Here is a 20,109-nt window from a genome sequence, read left to right as displayed (position 1 = left end):
GCCGCTTCGATAATAGTAGGCCGACAAGGTCCGACCATGTTGTCGTGCCGGCTTTACAAGGTTGTTCGAACGTCATTGAAAACGTCCCAAAGACGTGACAGGCTTGGTATTAGATCATTGTTACGTCAACAATCGCTATACCGATCAACAAGGTCGCTGCGTCTTGGGTATAAGTGTGATAGCTGCCGGTCATGCCGTTGTCGGTCCAGCCGAGGCCGATATTGACCGTGTCACCGGCATCGCCGTCCACCGTCAGCACGTTGCTGCTGCCAGACAGATTCAGCACATCATGCACGCTCAGCGTCAGTATGTTGTCGCCGTTGCCGGTCAGGTCGATTTTCTCGATGTCGTCGATGCGGTTGCGCACCGCCGACAGGTCCAGGTGCAGACTGGCACCGGCCAGCGCCAGCGTATCGCTGCCGCTGCCGCCGTCGATGCGGGCGAAGCCGACATCGGCCACCGCGATCGTGTCATTGCCTGCACCGCCGAGGAATACATCCGCGCCGCCGTTGCCGGTCAATGTATCGTCGCCGTTGCCGGCCACAAAGCGTTCGGCCGCTGCGGTACCGCTCCGGCTGTCGCTGTCGTCGGTACCGAGGAAGGTCACCGCGCCATTGAAATTGCCACCGAAGATCACGTAGCTGGCGCCCGAATCGCTGCCGTTGGGATCGGCGCTCTCCGCTCCCACCAGCAAGTCGGCAAAGCCGTCGCCATTGACGTCGCCAGCCGCGCTGACCGAGTGGCCGGCAATATCGCCCGCCGCCGCGCCGTCGAGCCGAAACCCGTTGTTGCCATCCAGGTTGGACAGGCTCACGCTCGACGCGAAGCCTGACGCCTTGCCGAACACCACGTAGCTGGCTCCCGTGTAGCCGCCGTTGGGAGCGCCGTATGCACCAACCAGCAGATCCTCAAAGCCGTCACCATTGACGTCGCCGGCGGCACTGACGGACACGCCGGAAAGATCGTACGCTGCCGCGCCGTCGAGCCGGAAGCCGTCGCTCCCGTCCAGACTGGCCAGATTGATGCTGGGGTCAAAGGCCGCTTTGCCGAATACGACGTAACTGGCGCCCGATGCCGTGCCGTTGGCATTGACCCGGTGTGCACCGATCAACAGATCGGCGAAGCCATCGCCATTGACGTCGCCGGCAGCGCTGACGGAATGGCCGGCTTCATTGCCCGCCGCTACGCCATCGACCCGGAAGCCGGTGCTGCCGTCCAGGCTGGCCACATTGATGTTCGATGCAAAGCCGGATGACTTGCCGAACACCAGGTAACTTGAACCCGTAGAGCCGGCGACCCCTGATGCGCCCACCAGCAGGTCATCAAAACCATCGCCATTGACGTCGCCCGCGCCGCTCACGGAAACGCCGGCTATGTCGCCCGCCGCTGCGCCGGCAACCCGGAAACCGTTGCTTCCGGTGAGATCGGACAGATTGAAGTTCGACGCAAAACCGGACGCCTTGCCGAATACCAGATAGCCGGCACCCGCAAAACTGCCGGCGGCAAATGCGCCCACCAGCAAATCGGCAAAGCCGTCGCCGTTGACGTCGCCTGCACCGCTGACGGAAAAACCGGATTGATCGTACCCGGCTGCGCCGGCAAGCCGGAAGCCATTGCTACCATCCAGGCTGGACAAGTCGATGCTCGATGCAAAGCCCGACGCCTTGCCGAACAAGACGTAGCTCGCACCCGAATCAACGCCATTAACGTCGGGAAAACGAGCGCCCATCACCAGGTCGGCGAAGCCGTCACCATTGACATCGCCCGCGCTGCTCACGGAGAAACCGGATTGATCGCCCGTCGTCGCGCCGGCGAGCCGAAAACCGGTGCTGCCGTCCAGGCTGGACAGGTCGATGCTCGATGCAAAGCCCGACGCCTTGCCGAATACTACATAGATGGCGCCCGAATCAACGCCATTGGCGTCGGCCTTGTGTGCGCCCACCAGCAAGTCCTCGAAGCCGTCGCCATTGATGTCGCCGGCTTGGCTGACTGAATTGCCGGATCGGTCGCCCGCTGCTGCGCCATTGAGCCGGAAGCCGGTGCTGCCGTTGAGCGAGAACAGCGCGATGACGCTGACCGGGGTGGCGAAGTTGAGCGTGGTCGCGTTGGCGATGCCGGCATAGGGATTGCCAGCCATATCCCGGATCACCCCGCTTGCGATCTGCACGTGGTAATTCCCATTGAGCAGCAGGTCGGCGCTCGGATTGATCGTTACCGTGTTGCCGGAAAACGTCACCTGCGTTGCATCGCCGATTGCGATAGTGCGCGTGTCGGCGGCATTACCGGCATTGGTGAGCACGATGCTGCCCGTGCCAGCCGTCACCGTTTCGCTAAAGCTGAGCACGACGTTGCTACCGAGTGCCACGCCCGTCGCATTATCTGCCGGGTTGCTGGAAGTCAGCGTCGGATTGCTGGTGTCCGGCGCTTCGATATTGACATCTGCATTGGCCTGGGCATTGGCCGTGTTGATGGCCGGCTGATCCGCCGTGCTGTTGGGATCGAGATCCGCAATCACCATTCCGCGGATCGATGCTTCCAGGCTGGCGCCGGTGAAACCAGGCACTACGCCGTCCAGCGCACCGTAGGCCGCTGCCCATCCCAAGGTGGCGGCCAGCGGTCCCTGTACCGCTGCCTGCACCTTGCCGAGTTGCGCAAGCCCGTCGTAGATCGTCGCTGGTGCGCTCGATGCCTTGTCGATGTTGCCGGCGATATCGGCCAGCACCTGCGCAAGGCCGCCGGCGATGCCCTCGATCTTGCCAGTTGCGGCATTCAGAGCCGGATGCGTGGCATGGGCGGCACTGTCCGCCACGATGCCGCCAAGGAAAGCGCGGTCATTGAGTGCGACGATGCCATCCGCGTCAGCCTGGATCGCGCGAACCAGCGATGCCAGGACTGCGTTCGCCGCGTCATGCAGGGACAAATTCTCGGCGCCGACCACGCCGGCCAGCACCTTGCTGGTGACTGTCACCACGCCATCGAGCTTGGCGATCAAGGCTTGCATGCGTAGCGCGAGATTCTTGTCAGTGCCGCCGCTTGCAAATGCGATCGCCAGCGGATCGTAGCTGCTGACGTCGATCTTGTCGCTATCGAAGCCGAACGCCTTGGCGAGTAAGCCCTGCGCTTGCGCGGCGGTGTGGCCGGCGGCCACGAACGCTTGCTGCAGCGTGGTGAGCGGATTGATCACGCTCGCACCTTCGACCGCCTTCAACGCCCAAGTACGGGATTGACCTGTCGTGATATCGGTGCCGCCTTCCGCGATCAGCGCGCCGTGCGCATTGGTCAGTGCGAACCGGCCTTTGCCGTCACTGATGCCCTGAGCTTCGCCGGCGTTGCGGAGGCCGTCGCCGTTGGTATCGGCAAACACGGCCGCGTTGCGGATGTAGCCATCGGCGACCGCACCGCTGACATGAGCGCCGCTATGATGGTCGATCCTGTCAGTGGCGACGGTCACGCTGTCGGGATCGGCATTCACGCCGGCGTGGATATTCTGCAACAGCGCCGGGTCGATCTCGCGCTGCTGCATTTGCTGCTGTTCGACCGCGTGGCAGGCGACTGTATAGCGATTGGCCAGGAAGGCCTTGCCGGGCGTGCCGTCAGCGCAACCCAGGCCGGCCTCGACCATCGCCAGCATCAGACTGCCACGCGGGGTGCCCGCGGCCAGTTGCGCTCCCCAATACGCCAGGCCTTCGGCATCCGGCGTCTTGCCGAAAACGTTCGCATACACCTGGGTCAGGAACTCGGTCGTCGGCAGTGCATCGGGATAGACCGCTTTGACGACGTCCAGGCTGAACACTGTGTTCACGATGGCCGTGAGCGACTGGCCGCCGGTCAGGCGCGCGCTCCAATAATCGAGACCGCTTTTTTCCGGCGCACGCCCGAAGGTAGCCAAATAAAGTTGAACCAGGGCGAGTTGATCGCTATTCAGCGTAGGCAGATTTGGGTTAGCGCCGTGCATGAGAACCTCATTGAGAACCGGTGGCAATACGTTTCTCGATGGTAACTGCTATAAATTTTACGGTCTATTCCCAAACCGGCACGTGCAGATTACAGCGGCGACTCCACGCTGATCACCCGGCGGATTTCATCGGTCTTGAAACCGAGCGCCATCGGTCGGCGGACATTCGGCAGCGCGACGACGTCGTACAACTCTTCCACCACACCTTCCATGCGCAACCAGTGCACCGCGTCTCCGCTACGCAGGTCGATCACCTGAATCCCGCAGCGCGGCGCAGCATTGTGCGCCTTGAGATTGGCGTCCAGGCCCAGGCCGCTGAAAGTCTTGTTGTGGCGCGGTTTGGACAGGCCGATCAGCGCGAAGTCGCCGTGAAAACTCAGGCCGCGCATGTAGCCGGGACAGAAGCTCACCGGCACGAAGCGTCCGGCATCAAGGTCGGCGTAACCGAAATTACCGGTGCCGGAATCGAGCAGCCACAGCTTGCCATTGTGCCAGCGCGGCGAATGCGGCATCGACACCCCGGACAGCGCGATCTCGTTACTGGCGACATCAATCACCACGCCGCCGTCGGCGCGATGGTCGCGCCAGCCGTCGGCCACATCCGACCGGCTGGTGGCCGTCACATACGCGGCGTGCCCATCCTTCATCGCCAGCCCGTTCAGATGGCAGCGGTCCTCCGCTGCCAACTTGCTCAGAAACGGTGGCTTCCACAGCGGCTTGAAGCTGTGCGTGTCGCTCAAGGTCGCCAGGCAGCCGAATAGCGTATTCACGAACACCAGCTTGCCGTCCGCATCTACTGCCATGTCGTGGACATCGAGGTCGCCGGTCGTGTAACCGACCTGCGGCAGGTACAGACGGTCGAAGCCGTCCTGCTGCTGGCCGGATTCGAGCAGGTTCTCGAAGCGCCAGATCTGGTACAGGCTGCTCATATACAGGCCGTTGCCGTCGGCGGTCGGACACAGCCCCATGCAGCGGTTGAAGTTGCGCTCGAAGACCGACAACTCGCCTCCCGGCTTCAGGCCGAGGAAAAACAGTTTGCCGATCTGGTAAGTGGTCAGGGCGATCGACAGGCTTTGCTCGGCCAGCCAGGACAGCATCTGCCGGGAGGTAGTAATTTCCAATGCTGGCGGCGTGGCGGATGCTTGATCGCTCATGCGGTTTTCTTTTGTTGGGTTGTAATTATTGATTTTTCTGCAATTCGTGACAGCAGATTACAAGCAAACTTGCCCCGTCAGGCGTCTCGTTTTCATGCGCGGCAATGATTTGAGCTTGTTTTGTTGTTTACGTGAATTCCGTAAAGCCTGCCGCAATTTTAATAGCGGAATTCGAAATGGGATAAGAAAAGAATGCTGCTTAGGGAAGGTTTTCCTGAGAGGAATAGTCAGCGTGCCCAGCTATTTCGTCAATCTGATTCAACTCGATCAGGGCCATGGCAAACACACCTACGACCAGTCCTGCAGTGAATAACGCCAATAACAGAATAATCGCTGAAACCATCTTGGCCTCCGTTTATTGTCCGCACCTGATACTTCATTAAAGCACCGGGGCATCCTGCAAGATTGCGTTTGGTCAACGATTAATCCGGTACGCGGCGGAACTCGGGCAAACGTGATTTCATCATTTCCCTATCGCCTCGATAGAAAAAAAACTGAACTTTTATTTTTGTGCATAGCAACCAAAATGCGCTTGCTTTGTCCTATTACTGCTTACCAGAAACCTTGCGTGCATCCAGTGCTCCTGACTGTCTACTGCCCGCAATTCCGACCGTCCATAGGAACCACGCATGCCCAGCATTTCCAAAGTCTACGAGTCCTTCAAGAATGGCTACGTTGTTGCAACGATCGCTGTTTTGCTCGCCTTTATTACCGTTGCAGCAGTGGTATACAAACCGCTGACCACGCACTCCAACCCTGTTGTGCAATCGCAGGATATTTCCGAAATTACAAAGCTGGCGACCAACAAGCATCGCCTTGAATATCTGCTCGTTGCCTTGCCGCTGTCCGACTTTCCGCGTTACGTCTTCAAGTACAAAGACGCGGATGAAATTGTTGTCGTCAAGGTGCCAAATACTTCCCATTCCAATCTGGAGCGGGAAGTTTTGCTGAAGAATGCTATTCCCTACGCGATTGCAAAGGATGAATTCCTCAATGCGAATCCGGCAGTTCTCCAGGATGCCGAAGCGCAACGCAGCGCACTTGCCGAAGCGGGCGCCTTTCTCGCGCGCAATGCGATCGGGATCGCCCTGCTCGCTTTCCTTTTCGTAGGCCTGCGCAAAGGCATTCCCGGTATGGGAAACGGTGCATCCGTGATCAAGCCCGAGAACCTCAAGGGCAGCATGGACGACCTGGTCGGTATGGAAGACATCAAGAAAGAAGTCGCCCATCTTGAAGAAATGATTGTCAACCGCGAACTGTATCGCTCGCACAATATCGACAAGCCATTCAACGTCATGCTGACCGGCCCCGCCGGCACCGGCAAGACCAAGCTGGCCGGCTACCTGGCCAAGAAACTGGATATTCCATTGATCCAGGCCTCGGGTTCCGGCCTGGAGTCCGGTTTCGTCGGAGGCGGTTCGAAAGCGCTGAACGCGATTTACAAGAAAGCTGCCGCTCAAGGGCGTTGCATTATTTTCCTGGATGAAGCGCAAAGCCTGTTCATGCCGCGTGGACGCGGAGACAAACGCTGGGATGACGACACCGCGAATACCCTGCTCGGCTTGCTGGACGGCATCAAGAGCGATGAAGGCGCGGGCGTGATCTGGGTCGTGGCATCCAACTTTGACGATGCGACTTCCGAAATGGATGAGGCAATGCTGCGTCGCTTCTCGGTGAAGATCAATTTCCGTCTGCCGAACAAATCCGAGCGCCGCGAACTGCTGAACGTGTTCCTGGCGCGCAAGGATGTCGAATGCATAGACTGGAGCAACCTGAACCTCGATTACGTAGCCGAAATCACTGCAAACCTCAGCCCTGCCCTGCTTGAAACCGTCGTCGACCGCGCCAGCATGATCGCGATCCAGGAAAAAACCCTGATCACGACCGATGTGCTGTTCCGCGCTTTCGAGCGCGCGTCGATCGGCTTGACCGACCGTGCAACCACGGCCGAAAAGGACAAGGAGCGCGAGCGCGTCGCCCTGCACGAACTGGGACATTTCTTCATGCAGATCGACCCCTATGTGCGCCAGGGCATGAGCTGGGATGAAGTCAAGGCAAAATCCAACCTGCTCAAGATCAGTACCGAGTCGGTATCGAAGATCGGTGCGCTTGGTTACGTATTGTCTTCCGCCAACGACGTATCCTTGCGCACTCTGGAAGAACTGGAGCAGGATGTCATCCAGCTGTATGGCGGCGTCGCAGCCGAAGAACTGTTCTATGGCGCACGCGGAATTTCCACCGGCAGCCAGAACGATATCCAGAAAGTCACGGCAATGCTGGACATGATGGTGAATCGCCTGTCGATGTATTCGCGTTCCAAGCTCGACTACTCTCAGCTCAAGCGCGAAGGTTCGCCGGAAGAAGCGCTGAAGCAGGTGGAAGGCAAAGCCGACGAGTTGTACACCCGCACGCTGGAAGCAATGAAGGGTTACCAGGAATTGATTAGCGCAATCACCGGTACCCTGCTGGAGCGATATGTTTTGTCGAAGGATGAAGTGTTTGCGCTGCTGGCCGAACTGACCGAGCCGCCGCGCAAAGTGGCCTGATCGGAGCTATTGCATCGAAGACAACAAAAACCCCGTCCAGCGCGACGGGGTTTTTTCATTATGCAGACTGAATTCTTCGATTACTGGTCTATGAATACATCAATCCGGCCACCTGAGCGTAGCTCAGGCCTGTCAAAAAGTTAATTTCTCTGTGGTGCCGAGTCTCATTTGGACGGCGCAGAGATTGCTGGGATTATCGGGATGGGTAATCGTGAACAGTGGCTGTTATAGACGAGAAAGCGGCCGTTCAATTCCGATTATTGAATGCGAAAGTCCGACCCATTGCCGCCGGTCGATCAGGGATCCTCAACGTCCGTTTGACAGCGAAACGCAGCCATTCCTTAGTAGCTGCGATCGCGGATCGGAGCCGGTCCAAACACACATTCGACTTTCCTGATGAAGCTATTCGGCGGCTCAGTGCTTATTGCTCTTCCGGAGTAACATGGCAACTCCGGACGTCTGCGATACCAGACCAGAAGGAACCCCTACGCTTGTGCGATTTGTCATGAATTGAACTGTTCAGTCTCGGTAGTTGCGAATGCGCTGCGGCTGCGAAGAATGAGCAAATGCACGGCTGCTCCGCGCTGAACGCAATGATGGCGGGCATGACACTGGTAATGATAATGGGGCGCAACATGCGGGGGCCGACCGAATTGCACATTTGGCGGCAATAGGGCAGAACGTCAGCCCAAGACTGGAATCCTATTCGTGTTATGCTTTTGTAACGACATAATCGTTCCTATGGAGGCGATATGAATCCGAACCTGCAGACATACACCCCGTCGAGTGAAGTGCTTGTGGCGCGCAATCGTGTGCTGCGGAACACATACTGGCTGCTCGCCATCTCGATGATTCCCACCGTGCTCGGCGCATGGGTCGGCGTGCAATTCGGCTTTTCCTTCCTTCCCGGCAGCCCGTTTATCGGCCTGATGCTATTTCTCGCGATTGCGTTTGGATTCTTCTATGCCATTGAAAAGACGAAGGATTCCGGGCTGGGAGTCGCCATCCTGCTTGGCTTCACGTTTTTCATGGGCCTGATGTTGTCGCGCTTGATCGGCCACATCCTGGGTTACTCGAATGGCGCGAGCCTCATCATGGGCGCCTTTGGCGGCACCGCGGCCATTTTCGCCGTGATGGCAAGTGTCGCCACCGTTTCCAAGCGTGACTTTTCCGGAATGGGCAAATGGCTGTTCGCCGGCGCGCTGGTACTGCTGCTTGCGATTGTTGCCAATATCTTTTTGCAAATACCGGCACTCCACCTGACAATCCTGGTGCTGGTGATTGCAGTTTTCTCTGCATTCATTTTGTATGACGTACAGCGCGTCGTGAACGGCGGCGAAACCAATTACATTACGGCCACGCTCGCGATTTACCTGAGTGTCTACAACGTCTTCAGCAGCCTGCTGCAGCTATTGGGCATCGCCGGCGGTGAGCGCGACTAAGGACGCAGTGCATCCGATGCTAAAAAGCCGACTCACGGGTCGGCTTTTTTGTTTGGTGATCTGTGTACCTTGGCTACGATGCAAGCTCAAATACCGCCATCGACTCGACATGCGCGGTGATGAGCCAGCGCTGGGGTATCGATTGTTCGACATTTGGTGTTCGCATCTAACCGAAACGGAGCCAAGACTGTCTTGTCTTTGCCCCCGTTCGTTCCCATACATACATGGAAACTACTGTTCCGCGCTCGGTGTATCGGGCGCTTCTTTCTTAAAGACAAGCAATCGGTCGATTCGGTGCCGATCCATATCCATGACCTCGAACCGATAGCCGCCCCATTCAAAATGCTCCGAAACACTCGGGATACGACCCAGTTGGGTAAGTACGAAACCAGCCAACGTGTGATACGTGCCAGCAGTTTCCTCGGGGAACCGAAGGTCGGTGTCAAACAAGTCACGGAAGCGGTCGAGCGAGACGCCGCCATCGATGAGCCAAGATCCGTCCTCACGCTGCACGGCATCGGCTTCATGCGCTTCATCATCGACTACCGATACATCGCCTACAAGCGCGCCCATCACGTCACTTAACGTGACCATGCCTTCGATTTCCCCGTATTCGTCAATAACGAGGGCCAGCTCGGCGCGGTTCTTCTTCAGTGTTTCCAGCAGGTCCATCGCACTGATCGACTCCGGTACGTAAAGCGCTGGTTTTACCGCCTTCTCAATATCAACGCTGGAAATAGATTTTCCGCGAATTGCTTGTTCAAAGAGGTCGCCCGCATGGACAATCCCGACGACATTGGAGCGGTCGCCACGACAAACAGGTAATCGGCTGAAGGGGCTGTCGGCAATCTTCGCCAAGGTTTGTTCGAGGGTATCGTTCAAGTCGATGAACTCGATATCCGTGCGTGGCGTCATCAACGCGCCAAGACGTTGGTCATCCAGGCGCAAGGCACGGGTAACGATGTCATGCTCGGTGCGTTCAAACACGCCTGCATCCGTACCTTCGCGGATCATGCCGGCGATCTCTTCTTCCGTCATCGACATATCCTTCGGCTGATGCAATCCGAGCAAGCGCATGATGGCGTCGGTCGTTACTGTCAGGATTTTGACGAAGGGCGACACCATGCGTGACAGCCACTGCATAGGAGCGGCAATCATGGTCGCTACTGTTTCAGGGTATTGCATTGCAATTCGTTTCGGAACCAGTTCACCGAGAACGATGGACGCAAAGGTAATTCCGATGACAACGATGCCAAGGGCAATCTCTCTGGCGTAGTCGGCAAGCATCGCAACACTTGCGATTTGCGGTGCCAGGCGCGCGACGAGTGAGGCTTCGCCAAAGGCACCATTAAAGATGCCGATCAGGGTAATACCGACTTGTACTGTAGAAAGGAAGCGGCTTGGATGGTCAGCCAGTTGTAGCGCTGCTCTTGCGCCCCGACTGCCATTGTCAGAAAGGTTTTGTAGCCGAATGCGTTTCGATGAAACGAGGGCCAGCTCGGACATCGCAAAAACACCATTGAGGAGAATGAGTCCAAGGATAATTAATATATCCACTCTTACAGAACGACACGGTTGTCCCGTCAGTTCCTGTTGTTAAGGGACCGATATTGTACTCTCCATGAAAACAATTGTAACAAAACCTAATTTAGCGGATTTAGACTCTTTATCGCTGAAAAAACGCTCAAGCAAAATTAAGTCTGAAGCGGACCTTTTCCACTCATGTTTGACCGGCAGCTCCTATTAAGGGTTGTAGGATGGCTGCCCGATATTGAAAATGTAGATTGGCCTTCTCAATGCCCGGCCTCACTCCGATCGATCGAAGCGCTCGCGCAGTTCCTGTGCAACCGGAAGCAGGCCGGAAGAGGACAGGTCCTGCAAGGAAACGCTGGGAGAGGCATCGATTTCCGGATAGTTGCGAAGAATCGAACGTCGGTAAGTCGGGTCATAGTGATTCCGCATCAGGCGTTCGAACAGTTCCGGCACCATGCGCGCGGCCGCCAGCGCTTCCCACTGTTCGAATTCTTCACCGCCGATCAAAGGACGCAGATTCTTCAGTCGCTCGATCAACGCGGCGGGATCCTGTTCGAAATGATGGTAATCCTCGCGCAAGAGTTGCACTCTTTGCGGCATGGGAGCATCGACTGCAAGCGTCTGTCCCTTGCGCATTTCAGCCAGCAAGGCCTCGGGCAACTGCACCTGACCGATTTTCTTGCTCTCCGACTCCAGCCAGACCGGACGCGCCGGATCGAAACCGGACAGCCGTTCCAGCAGACGGCTATCGAACAGCTTTTGCGTCGGTTGCAGCTTGCCCGGTACCGCCCCGATGATCGATCCTCGATGCGCCGCAAGTCCCTCCAGATCGAGCACTTGCGCCCCGGTGTCCTGCAAAGCCGACAACAGTCGCGTCTTGCCGCATCCGGTCGGACCGGAGACGACGATATAGCGGAAATTGGCGGGCACAACCAACAGTTGTTCATTTACCCAGCGCCGGTATGCTTTCCACCCGCCCTTCACGCGCTCGACGCGGTAGCCGATCGTTTCCAGCACGTCTTGCCAGACCTTGCTGCGCTTGCCTCCACGGAAACAGTAAACCAGGATGCGGCTTTTGGGCTCGACGCCGGACAGATGGGTTTCGATATGGCGCGCGATATTGCGCAGCGAATAGCGCGCACCGAGTTGGTAGGCGGCAAGCGGATCGGTGCGGTGCAGCGTACCGACTTCGGCGAACTCGGCATTGTCGACGACCGGCAGATTGACGGCGCCGGGGATGTGATCTTCGTTGAATTCGCGCGGGCTGCGCGCGTCAATGATCAGGTCATATGATTTGAAATCGTACATGACGGCATTGTAAGGCCTTTGGCTGCCCGGCTTCAGCAGAGCGGGCGCGCTTGGGCGATAATCGCGGCTCTGCCTGACGCTGCGAAAATCCTGTCAGGCCTCCAGGAATCCAACGCTTACGACGACACAATGACCACCCATACCGATCCCCCTATCAGGCTGACTTCCTTTTCGCATGGCGGTGGCTGCGGCTGCAAGATTGCCCCCGGCGTGCTGGCCGATATCCTGAAAAAGTCAACGGGGTTTCCGGTTCCCAAGGAGCTGATGGTCGGCATAGAAACCGCCGACGATGCAGCGGTGTACAAGCTGAACGACGAGCAGGCGCTAATAGCGACCACCGATTTTTTCATGCCTATCGTCGACGATCCGTATGACTTTGGCCGGATCGCGGCAACCAATGCCATTTCCGATGTGTATGCGATGGGCGGTACGCCGATCATGGCACTGGCCCTGGTTGCCATGCCGATCAACCAGCTACCGGTCGATGTGATCGGGCGCATTATTCAAGGTGGGGAATCGATCTGTGCGGAAGCGGGTATCCCCATAGCCGGCGGCCACACCATCGATTCGGTCGAGCCCATCTATGGCCTGGTGGTCATGGGCCTGGTGCATCCATCGAAGATCAAGCGCAATGCCGACGCCAGGGCCGGCGACAAGCTTGTCCTGGGCAAACCGCTTGGTGTCGGCGTACTGTCGGCGGCCTTGAAGAAAGAGGCGCTGGACGAGGCCGGTTATCGCGCAATGATCGAGAACACGACCAGGCTGAACAAGCCGGGCAAGGCTTTATCGGATTTGAACGGCGTGCATGCGCTGACCGATGTCACCGGGTTCGGCCTGCTGGGCCATGCGCTGGAAATTGCCCGCGGCGCAGGGATGAGTGTACGCCTGCGCATGTCGGACGTTCCCTTGTTGCCAGGCGTCGAACAACTTGCGCAACAGGGTTTTGTCACAGGCGCATCAGCTCGCAACTGGGCCGGTTACGGTCAGGACGTGGTGCTCGCGGACGCGATTACGCCTACGCAGAAAGCGTTGCTGACCGATCCGCAGACTTCGGGCGGTTTGCTTGTTTCGTGTGCTCCCGAGTCGGTTGAGGATGTGCTTGCCCTATTTCACCGTGAAGGCTTTGCCCAGGCGAAGGTCATTGGCGAGGTGGCCGAGGGCCCTGCACGTGTTGAGGTGCAGGGCTGACGCAGCACTAGTGGGTCACTTGGCAACAGGATACGCATAAAAGCGCGTCTTTTTGTGCCATGCATCGTTACCAATGCGCGCGATAGCCCCGCTATTGCTGTGCTTGTCGTGCGGCCGGCGAGGCCTAGCCTGACACAAAAATCCATCGCTTTTATGCGTATCCCATTGCCAAGTGACCCACTAGGAGACCGACCGCACGTCGGCAGATGAAAGTCCCGCCTCGCCATCGCATGAAAGACAGAAATGCGATGCCGATCAGCATGGCTATCTATCCTTTGCGATAAGTGTTAAGCACGTCCTGGATCTGCGCGAATTTAACCGGCTTTTCAAAGACGCGGTCGAATCCTGCATCCTTTGCGCGCTGGTGGCCCATCGAATCGTCGAAACCCGTGACTGCGATGAGCGGGATATGGGCAAATCCGGCGTCCGCTCTCAGCGCGGCGGCAACATCGAAGCCGCTCTTTTCGCCCGGGAGGCGCAGATCGCAAAATATCAGGTCGGGCATACCGTTTCGTGCCATCTCGAGCGCAGTGCGGGCATTGAACGCAACGCTTGTGATACATCCCATGACTTCAAGCAGGTCACAAAACAGCTTTGCAAGATCCTGATTGTCCTCGATTACCAACACACGCATTTGATCATGTGGAAGCCGGGAATTTTCATTGCATTGTGAAGACGAGGTCATAGGGCCGGCCGGATGGATAATACGCATGTGCTCGCCGTGCATTATAGTGACACCGGCAGGGCCTGCGTTGCTGTTACACAAAAGCACGGCAAAACGCCGTGAAAGAAATCAACCGACAGCTGCGTACGCTGGCGGGAGATGACGTGTATCGGACATGACAAACCATGCGTCCCATTGTTCCATTCATGGCTTGTGCCTGGAAACCGTGTGATGCGTATACATGCACATGCACGTACCGGGAAACGCAGCCTGTCAGTTTGATTTTGCCTAAGGCATATGCTTTGCCCGTGCTCAATAATGACGATGATTCCTTCCCTTTTACTTTCACTCTATCGCCGACCCATGCGTCGATCTCACTATTGATGTCATTTCGGGTTGCTTTTTTTGGTCTGCGGCCATGCGGTCACGCCGTTGCGACGAGTGACGCCGGCACACTCTCAATGCTGTCGCGCAGCGCACGTTCCACGCGGACTATAGTCGCTCTGCTGTGTGCATTAGGTGTGGCGCTAGCCAGTCCTGACTACAGCTACGCTGTCGAAACAGCCGCCCGCTACGTGGTGGAAATCAATGGCGCCGGCCGTTTCAGAGAACTGCTGGAAGAACATCTGGAATTGAGGCGTCACCGTAGCGATCCCGAATTGTCGGATGACGGTCTCGAACGCCTCGTTAACATATCGCCGGAACAGGTACGCGCGCTGCTGGCAACCGAGGGGTATTTTTCTCCCGAAGTACAGGTTGAACTGGACCGGCGCATGACACCGCCGGTAGCGCGGCTGCAAGTCGATCCTGGCTTGCCGACACGAATCGCCGATGTACAGATACGTTTCAAGGGAGCGATTGCCGACGGTGCCGAAGCCGATGTCCGCCGCATGGAGCGCCTGAAACGGCGATGGTCGCTCGACCCGGGCGAAACATTTACGCAAAAGAGCTGGACGGAAGCCAAGAACGACTTGCTCAAGGACTTGCTGAACCGGGATTTCCCCGCGGCAGCGATAGCATTCAGCGAAGCCAGGATCGATCCAGAAAAGCGAAGCGCCGCGCTGACGGTGGAAGTCGATTCCGGCCCGGTATTCACGTTTGGCGAACTCGACGTACAGGGACTGACGCGCTATTCACGCGAAATGATCGATCGACTCAACCCGATTAAACCGGGCGAACGCTATTCTCAGGAAAAACTTAACGAGTTGCAGACGCGGCTGGAAGAGACCGGGTATTTTCGTTCGGCGTTCGCAACGGTCGATGTCGACCCCGCGCAGGCACAAAATACCCCGGTGCGCGTCGACCTTGCAGAGAATCCGCGCAAGCGTCTTTCGCTCGGCGTCGGATTTTCTACCGATACCGGGGCGCGGGCGCAGGTGAAATGGCTCGACCGCAATTTCCTGATGCGCGACTGGCGGCTCGAGTCGGAACTGCGCATCGACCGCGAAACGCGCCTGCTTGGCGGCGATGTGTATTTGCCTGCATTGCGAGATGGGCGCCTGGACGGATGGCAGCCCGCTTTCGGCGCTCACTATGAACGCACGGTCACCAGCGGCGAAATCGTCAACAAGATGCGGCTGGGCGCACGCATCTCCAGCCCGAACCGGGTGGATGAAAAGACCTGGGGCGTGTCTTATCTGGCGGATCGCCAGCGCATAGGCGACTTCGTCAACAACCGTCAGGCGCTGATCGCCACCTTCGTCTACACAAGGCGCCGCCTCGATCATCCTCTGACGCCGCGTCGTGGTTATGTTGCCTCGGTAGAACTGGGAGCTGGGCCGAGCGGCCTGATCAACGAAACCAATCTGGGGCGTCTGCTGGGGCGGGTGACCTGGCTCACACAACCGGCGCCGCGCTGGCGCACTGTGGTACGGGCGCAAGCCGGACAAGTGTTTGGCGGCACGCGCCAGACGGTACCGGCCGACCTGCTGTTCCGGACCGGCGGCGATCAGAGCGTGCGCGGATATGGCTATAACAGTCTCGGGGTCGAACAGAATGGCGCGATTGTCGGCGGAACGGTGACGGCGATTGTGAGCGCCGAAGTGGTGCGCCGGTTGACTCCCGACTGGGGAGCCGCCCTCTTCCATGACGCGGGCAATGCTGCCGACTCCTGGGGTGACTTTCGGTTCAGGCACGGTACTGGCGTTGGCGCCCGCTGGCGCAGTCCATTAGGACCGGTTAACATCGATCTCGCCTATGGACACACGACGCGCGAGCCGCGTCTGCACTTTTCGATCGGCTATGGCTTCTGAGGAACCCGTGAAAAAGGTAGAGAGAAGCGGGCGCCGCCTGCGCCGGATTACGGTCACGCTGCTGATCCTGGCATTGTTGCCGGCGCTTGCTCTTGCATGGCTTTTGGCCAGCGAAAGCGGTGCGCGCGCGGCCTTCCGGATTGCCGCTTCGCTTGCCGACGGTGCCTTGCAGACGCAGGGCATCCATGGCCGTCTCGTCGGGCCGCTTAGGATCGAGCAGCTTGCGATCAGCCAGCCTGGGCAAAACATCAACTTGCGTGAAGTGACGCTGGACTGGAAACCGGGTGCATTATTGAAATCGACTTTCCACCTTACCCGTCTGCATATTGCGCATGCCGATGTCGCCCTGATCGGGGAGAGCAAGGACGAACCGGCGAAAATGCCTGCACGGATTGCGTTGCCGTTAAAGGTCCGGCTCGACTCCGTCGCGATCGATCGCGGTACTGTCCGTCGCGGCCCGACCGTTCCGAGTTCAACCGAGATACTTCGACTTGGTCCCAGCGGGTTTGCCCTGTCCTTCGATGGAAGCCAATATCAGTTCCGGCTGCGCGAGTTGACGCTGATGCCGACACTGGAGAAAGGCACGGCCACCGCACGCATCAGCGGTGACGCGGAATTGGCTACGGAAATGCCCTACGCCCTCAAGGGCAGCTTCCACGCAAACAGCAAGGCTGTCCTTGATGACCGGACGATAGGTGCCGATGGAAAGCTGTTGCTGTCCGGTTCGATGGCCGATCTTGCCGCTGACATCGACTTGCTGGTCAATCGTTCGCCGATCCGTGGGCGCGTGAATTTACAGCCGTTTTCGGAACGGCCACTCGGCGCGACGCAGCTCAATGCGTCAGCGCTTGACCTGTCCGCACTCTCCCCGGAATTGCCGCAATCCAGTCTCGATATCCGACTTGCGTCCGACGACAACGGTGCAGGCGAACTTCGCATCGTCAACCGCGAGCCAGGCCTGGTCAATGACAAGAAGATACCGCTGTCCAGTCTGCAGCTGGCATTCACCCAGGAGGCGGGCGAGTTCCGATTCCAGCATATTGCCGCGCTGCTTGGCAGTCCGAAGGCAAGCGCCGGTGAAGTGCTTGGAGACGGTACGTACGCGCCAGACAAGCTGCGTCTGAATTTGCGTACCGAAGCGCTGGACCTGCGCAGGCTTGACAGCCGCATCCGCTCTACCCGGCTGGCAGGAACCGTCGCGCTGCAGCAGGATGCGGGCAGGCAGGAATTTACCGTCAAGCTGAACGAACCGCTGAAGCGGCAGAGACTGACACTGGATGCGCATGGCGTACTCGCCGACAATACATTGTCGTTAGACCGCGCCGAGTTGCGCGTCGGTGCCGGCAGTGCCACCCTTTCAGGCATGCTTGGCATGGCGGACAGCCAGGGCTTCCGCGCCGAGGGACGGATAGATCGTTTCCGGCTGCAGGATCTGGGCGAGTTTGCGCAGGTGCCGGAACTGCTGCTCAATGCGCGCTTCGCTGTCGAAGGGCGGCGTCAGCCTGAACTCGAAGCGGACTTGTCGTTCTCCATCATCGACAGCCGGCTTGCCGGCCAGGCGCTGCGCGGTGACGGGAAAGTCAGCTTGCATGGCGAAGTGTTGGATGTGCCGAAATTCCTGCTTGCATCCGGCGACAACCGTCTGAGCGCCGAAGGCAAGCTCTCCGAGGGCGATTCGCAACTCGCGTTTTCGCTCGATGCGCAGCGACTCGCGCAACTTGGCCCGGCATTCGCCGGCGTTGCACGCGCCCGCGGCACGGTAAAGGGAAGTTTCATGCGGCCGCGCGTACAGGCCGAATGGAGCGCAGGCAAAGTCCGCGCGCCCGGTGCGGTGGAACTGGACTCCGTGCAAGGCCAGGTCGAATTGAGCCTCGACCGCACTCGCGCTTTCATCCTGGAGACCATCAATGCCGACATACGCGCCAGCGGCGTGCGGCAAAACGTCAATCGGGTAAGAGACCTGACCTTGCAAGCGCGATTTGCGCCTAAGCCTGATGCACCGCTTCAGCTGCTAGTGCGAGGCGAAGGCATGGAATCCGGCGCCTATCGCGCCAATCGGTTCAACCTCACGGCCAACGGCACGACGGGGCAGCATCGGATCGACGCTACGATCGCAGAGCCCGGACAGAACTGGTATGGCGCTGCCAGCGGCACGCTGAGCCAGCCCGAATCCGATCCGCGCTGGACAGGAAGCATTACTGCATTGAATGGCAGCGGCCGATTCAATGCTCGCCTTGCCGGCCCGGCAAGGCTGATGCTGTCAGCCGATCAAACGCAGGTGGACGGATTGGTTATCGATGCCGATAGGGGGCGCATCGCGGTCGAACAGTTTGCTCGTGACGCCGGCGGCATGCGTACACGCGGGCGGCTGGAGAAAATACAGCTCAGCCAGATCCTGCGTCTGCTGGAACCGGCGCCTCCGCTTCGCACCGACCTGCAGTTCAGCGGCGACTGGAATCTGCAGGTCGCGGACACCCTCTCCGGCTCGGCCAATTTGCGGCGCGATAGCGGAGACGCTACCGTATTGGGCGGCACCTCAGTCACACTCGGCTTGCGCAGCCTGAACGCGAGCCTGTCCGCCGACGAGGGACGGCTTGCGTTGCAGATTCAGGCCGAGGGGCGCCAGCTCGGCAACATCGACGCCAGGGTAACGACACGCGCCGGCAGCGGTGCGCAGCGCCTGTCATTCGAGCAGGACGCGCCGGTGAGCGGCAATATCCGTATTGATGTGCCTTCTCTCGCCTGGACCGGTCCGCTGATCGCGCCGACCGCGAGCATCGCCGGTCGCCTGCAAAGCGAGATCGCGATCGAAGGCAGCATAGGCACGCCCAGGCTTGCAGGCAGTATCAATGGAGACGGCTTGCGCATCGCCATGGCCGATCTGGGCATCGACCTGCGCCAGGGTGTGCTGAAAAGCGAATTTCAAGGCGAGCGTCTGGTGATCAATGCATTGCGTTTTGAAGGCGCTGAAGGCAACGTCACGGTAACCGGACCCATCGACCTGAAGGATGGCAATATCAGCGCCCTGCTCGCCTTGCGCGCGGAAAGATTCGCGCTCCTCAGCCGCGCCGACCGCCGTGTCATCATCAGCGGCGACAGCCGCATAGCGGTAGCAGATAAACGTCCTTCCGTAACCGGTGCATTCACGGTGGATTCCGGCTTCATCGATCTGGGCAGCGCGGACAAGCCAGAGCTGTCGAGCGATGTCGTCATCGTGGGACAAGAAAAGAAAAGCGGGCAAAAGACCGGCGCGGCAGTTGACTTGAGTATCGGGCTTGGGGATGGCATTAAGCTCAAGGGCCGGGGCATCGATGGCACGCTGGTCGGCAAGCTGCGCATTCTCAGCGATCCTGCCGGGACGCTGCAGGCGCAGGGCACGCTGAGCATCTACAAGGGAACGTTCAGCGCCTACGGACGTGAACTGAAAATCGAACAGGGACTGATCCGCTTTACCGGTCCGCTCAATAACCCGGCACTCGACATTCTTGCGATGCGACGCGGACAGGAAGTCGAGGCCGGCGTATCGGTTCGCGGCACCGTTCTTGCCCCGCGCGTATCGCTAGTCTCCGAACCCAGTGTGGCCGATGCGGAGAAATTGTCGTGGCTGGTGCTCGGACGTGGATTGGCTACGGCCAACCCGGGCGATGCCGGCACCTTGCAAAGTGCTGCGGCCGCGTTGCTGTCGAAAGGCGCTCAGGCCGGACTTCAGTCGCGTATTGCGAGCGCTTTCGGCCTGGACACCTTCAGCGTCGGCACGAGCGACGATACGTTGCAGCAGCGTATCGTCACGCTCGGAAAACAGATTTCTTCGCGGCTATACCTGAGCTATCAGCAAGGATTGGAAAACGCGGGCAGCGTGGTGCAGCTGCGGTATACGTTGACACCCAGGCTGTCGGTCGAAGCGGAAGCTGGTGCACGTAGCGCGGTATCCCTGTTCTATAACATTGCATTTGATTAGCGCCGTTTCAGCCTGGCTGTCGTTTTTCAACAAGCTGCCAAGGAACGTTCCTAAGTGATGAATGACCAATCCGATACGGCATGTGCCGAAGCACAATGAGCTGACCGGA

The 20,109-nt window shown here is 58.7% G+C and carries 10 protein-coding genes; 5 read left to right on the top strand and 5 right to left on the bottom strand.

Features of this window, described 5'->3' with window-relative positions:
* Positions 1–109 precede the first annotated feature (109 nt).
* Entirely contained in the window at positions 110–3,955 is a 3,846-nt protein-coding gene (locus D3871_RS08315; RefSeq protein WP_119768460.1) for an Ig-like domain-containing protein, read from the bottom strand.
* Between the two features lie 89 nt (positions 3,956–4,044).
* A complete protein-coding gene (locus tag D3871_RS08310) occupies positions 4,045–5,109 on the bottom strand; it encodes a TIGR03032 family protein (protein WP_119768459.1) in 1,065 nt (354 codons plus the stop codon).
* A 629-nt stretch (positions 5,110–5,738) separates the two neighbouring features.
* Between D3871_RS08310 and D3871_RS08305 the strand changes: the two genes are divergently transcribed.
* Together D3871_RS08305 and D3871_RS08300 are read left to right on the top strand one after the other, a co-directional pair.
* Positions 5,739–7,655, top strand: coding sequence for an AAA family ATPase (locus tag D3871_RS08305; RefSeq protein WP_119768458.1), 1,917 nt, complete (start codon positions 5,739–5,741; stop codon positions 7,653–7,655).
* Positions 7,656–8,407: 752 nt separating this feature from the next.
* Positions 8,408–9,097 carry a Bax inhibitor-1/YccA family protein gene (locus tag D3871_RS08300; RefSeq protein WP_119768457.1) on the top strand — a complete coding sequence of 230 codons (690 nt, stop codon included), beginning with the start codon at positions 8,408–8,410 and terminating at the stop codon, positions 9,095–9,097.
* 231 nt (positions 9,098–9,328) lie between these two features.
* On the opposite strand, the gene D3871_RS08295 is transcribed toward D3871_RS08300, so the two are convergent.
* Positions 9,329–10,654 carry a hemolysin family protein gene (locus D3871_RS08295; protein ID WP_119768456.1) on the bottom strand — a complete coding sequence of 442 codons (1,326 nt, stop codon included), beginning with the start codon at positions 10,652–10,654 and terminating at the stop codon, positions 9,329–9,331.
* A 249-nt stretch (positions 10,655–10,903) separates the two neighbouring features.
* Positions 10,904–11,938, bottom strand: a complete 1,035-nt coding sequence (gene mnmH, locus D3871_RS08290) for a tRNA 2-selenouridine(34) synthase MnmH (RefSeq protein WP_119768455.1) — start codon at positions 11,936–11,938, stop codon at positions 10,904–10,906.
* A 129-nt stretch (positions 11,939–12,067) separates the two neighbouring features.
* On the opposite strand from mnmH, the gene selD reads away from it, so the two are divergent.
* On the top strand, positions 12,068–13,126 hold the full coding sequence (selD, locus tag D3871_RS08285; protein ID WP_119769975.1) for a selenide, water dikinase SelD: 1,059 nt from the start codon (positions 12,068–12,070) through the stop codon (positions 13,124–13,126).
* Positions 13,127–13,394: 268 nt separating this feature from the next.
* Here the strand turns inward: selD and D3871_RS31625 are convergent, their stop codons facing one another.
* On the bottom strand, positions 13,395–13,694 hold the full coding sequence (locus tag D3871_RS31625) for a response regulator (protein ID WP_420799659.1): 300 nt from the start codon (positions 13,692–13,694) through the stop codon (positions 13,395–13,397).
* Positions 13,695–14,251: 557 nt separating this feature from the next.
* Here D3871_RS31625 and D3871_RS08275 point away from each other — a divergent pair.
* Complete coding sequence (locus D3871_RS08275; protein WP_119768453.1) at positions 14,252–16,042, top strand: autotransporter assembly complex protein TamA; 1,791 nt, start codon at positions 14,252–14,254, stop codon at positions 16,040–16,042.
* A gap of 7 nt (positions 16,043–16,049) precedes the next feature.
* The gene (locus D3871_RS08270) at positions 16,050–20,000 is read left to right on the top strand and encodes a translocation/assembly module TamB domain-containing protein (RefSeq protein WP_158597886.1); all 3,951 of its coding nucleotides are present in this window, start codon (positions 16,050–16,052) and stop codon (positions 19,998–20,000) included.
* Positions 20,001–20,109: the final 109 nt, after the last annotated feature.

This window comes from Noviherbaspirillum saxi, from assembly GCF_003591035.1.
Classification (GTDB): Bacteria; Pseudomonadota; Gammaproteobacteria; order Burkholderiales; family Burkholderiaceae_D; genus Noviherbaspirillum; species Noviherbaspirillum saxi.
The sequence above is the reverse complement of the archived record's forward strand: the minus strand, read 5'-3'. Positions and strand labels throughout refer to the sequence as shown.

Coding starts and splice junctions, on each gene's coding strand:
- D3871_RS08315 (WP_119768460.1), bottom strand. CDS start 3,955: ATGCACGGCGCTAACCCAAATCTGCCTACGCTGAATAGCGATCAACTC.
- D3871_RS08310 (WP_119768459.1), bottom strand. CDS start 5,109: ATGAGCGATCAAGCATCCGCCACGCCGCCAGCATTGGAAATTACTACC.
- D3871_RS08305 (WP_119768458.1), top strand. CDS start 5,739: ATGCCCAGCATTTCCAAAGTCTACGAGTCCTTCAAGAATGGCTACGTT.
- D3871_RS08300 (WP_119768457.1), top strand. CDS start 8,408: ATGAATCCGAACCTGCAGACATACACCCCGTCGAGTGAAGTGCTTGTG.
- mnmH (WP_119768455.1), bottom strand. CDS start 11,938: ATGTACGATTTCAAATCATATGACCTGATCATTGACGCGCGCAGCCCG.
- selD (WP_119769975.1), top strand. CDS start 12,068: ATGACCACCCATACCGATCCCCCTATCAGGCTGACTTCCTTTTCGCAT.
- D3871_RS31625 (WP_420799659.1), bottom strand. CDS start 13,694: ATGGGATGTATCACAAGCGTTGCGTTCAATGCCCGCACTGCGCTCGAG.
- D3871_RS08275 (WP_119768453.1), top strand. CDS start 14,252: ATGCTGTCGCGCAGCGCACGTTCCACGCGGACTATAGTCGCTCTGCTG.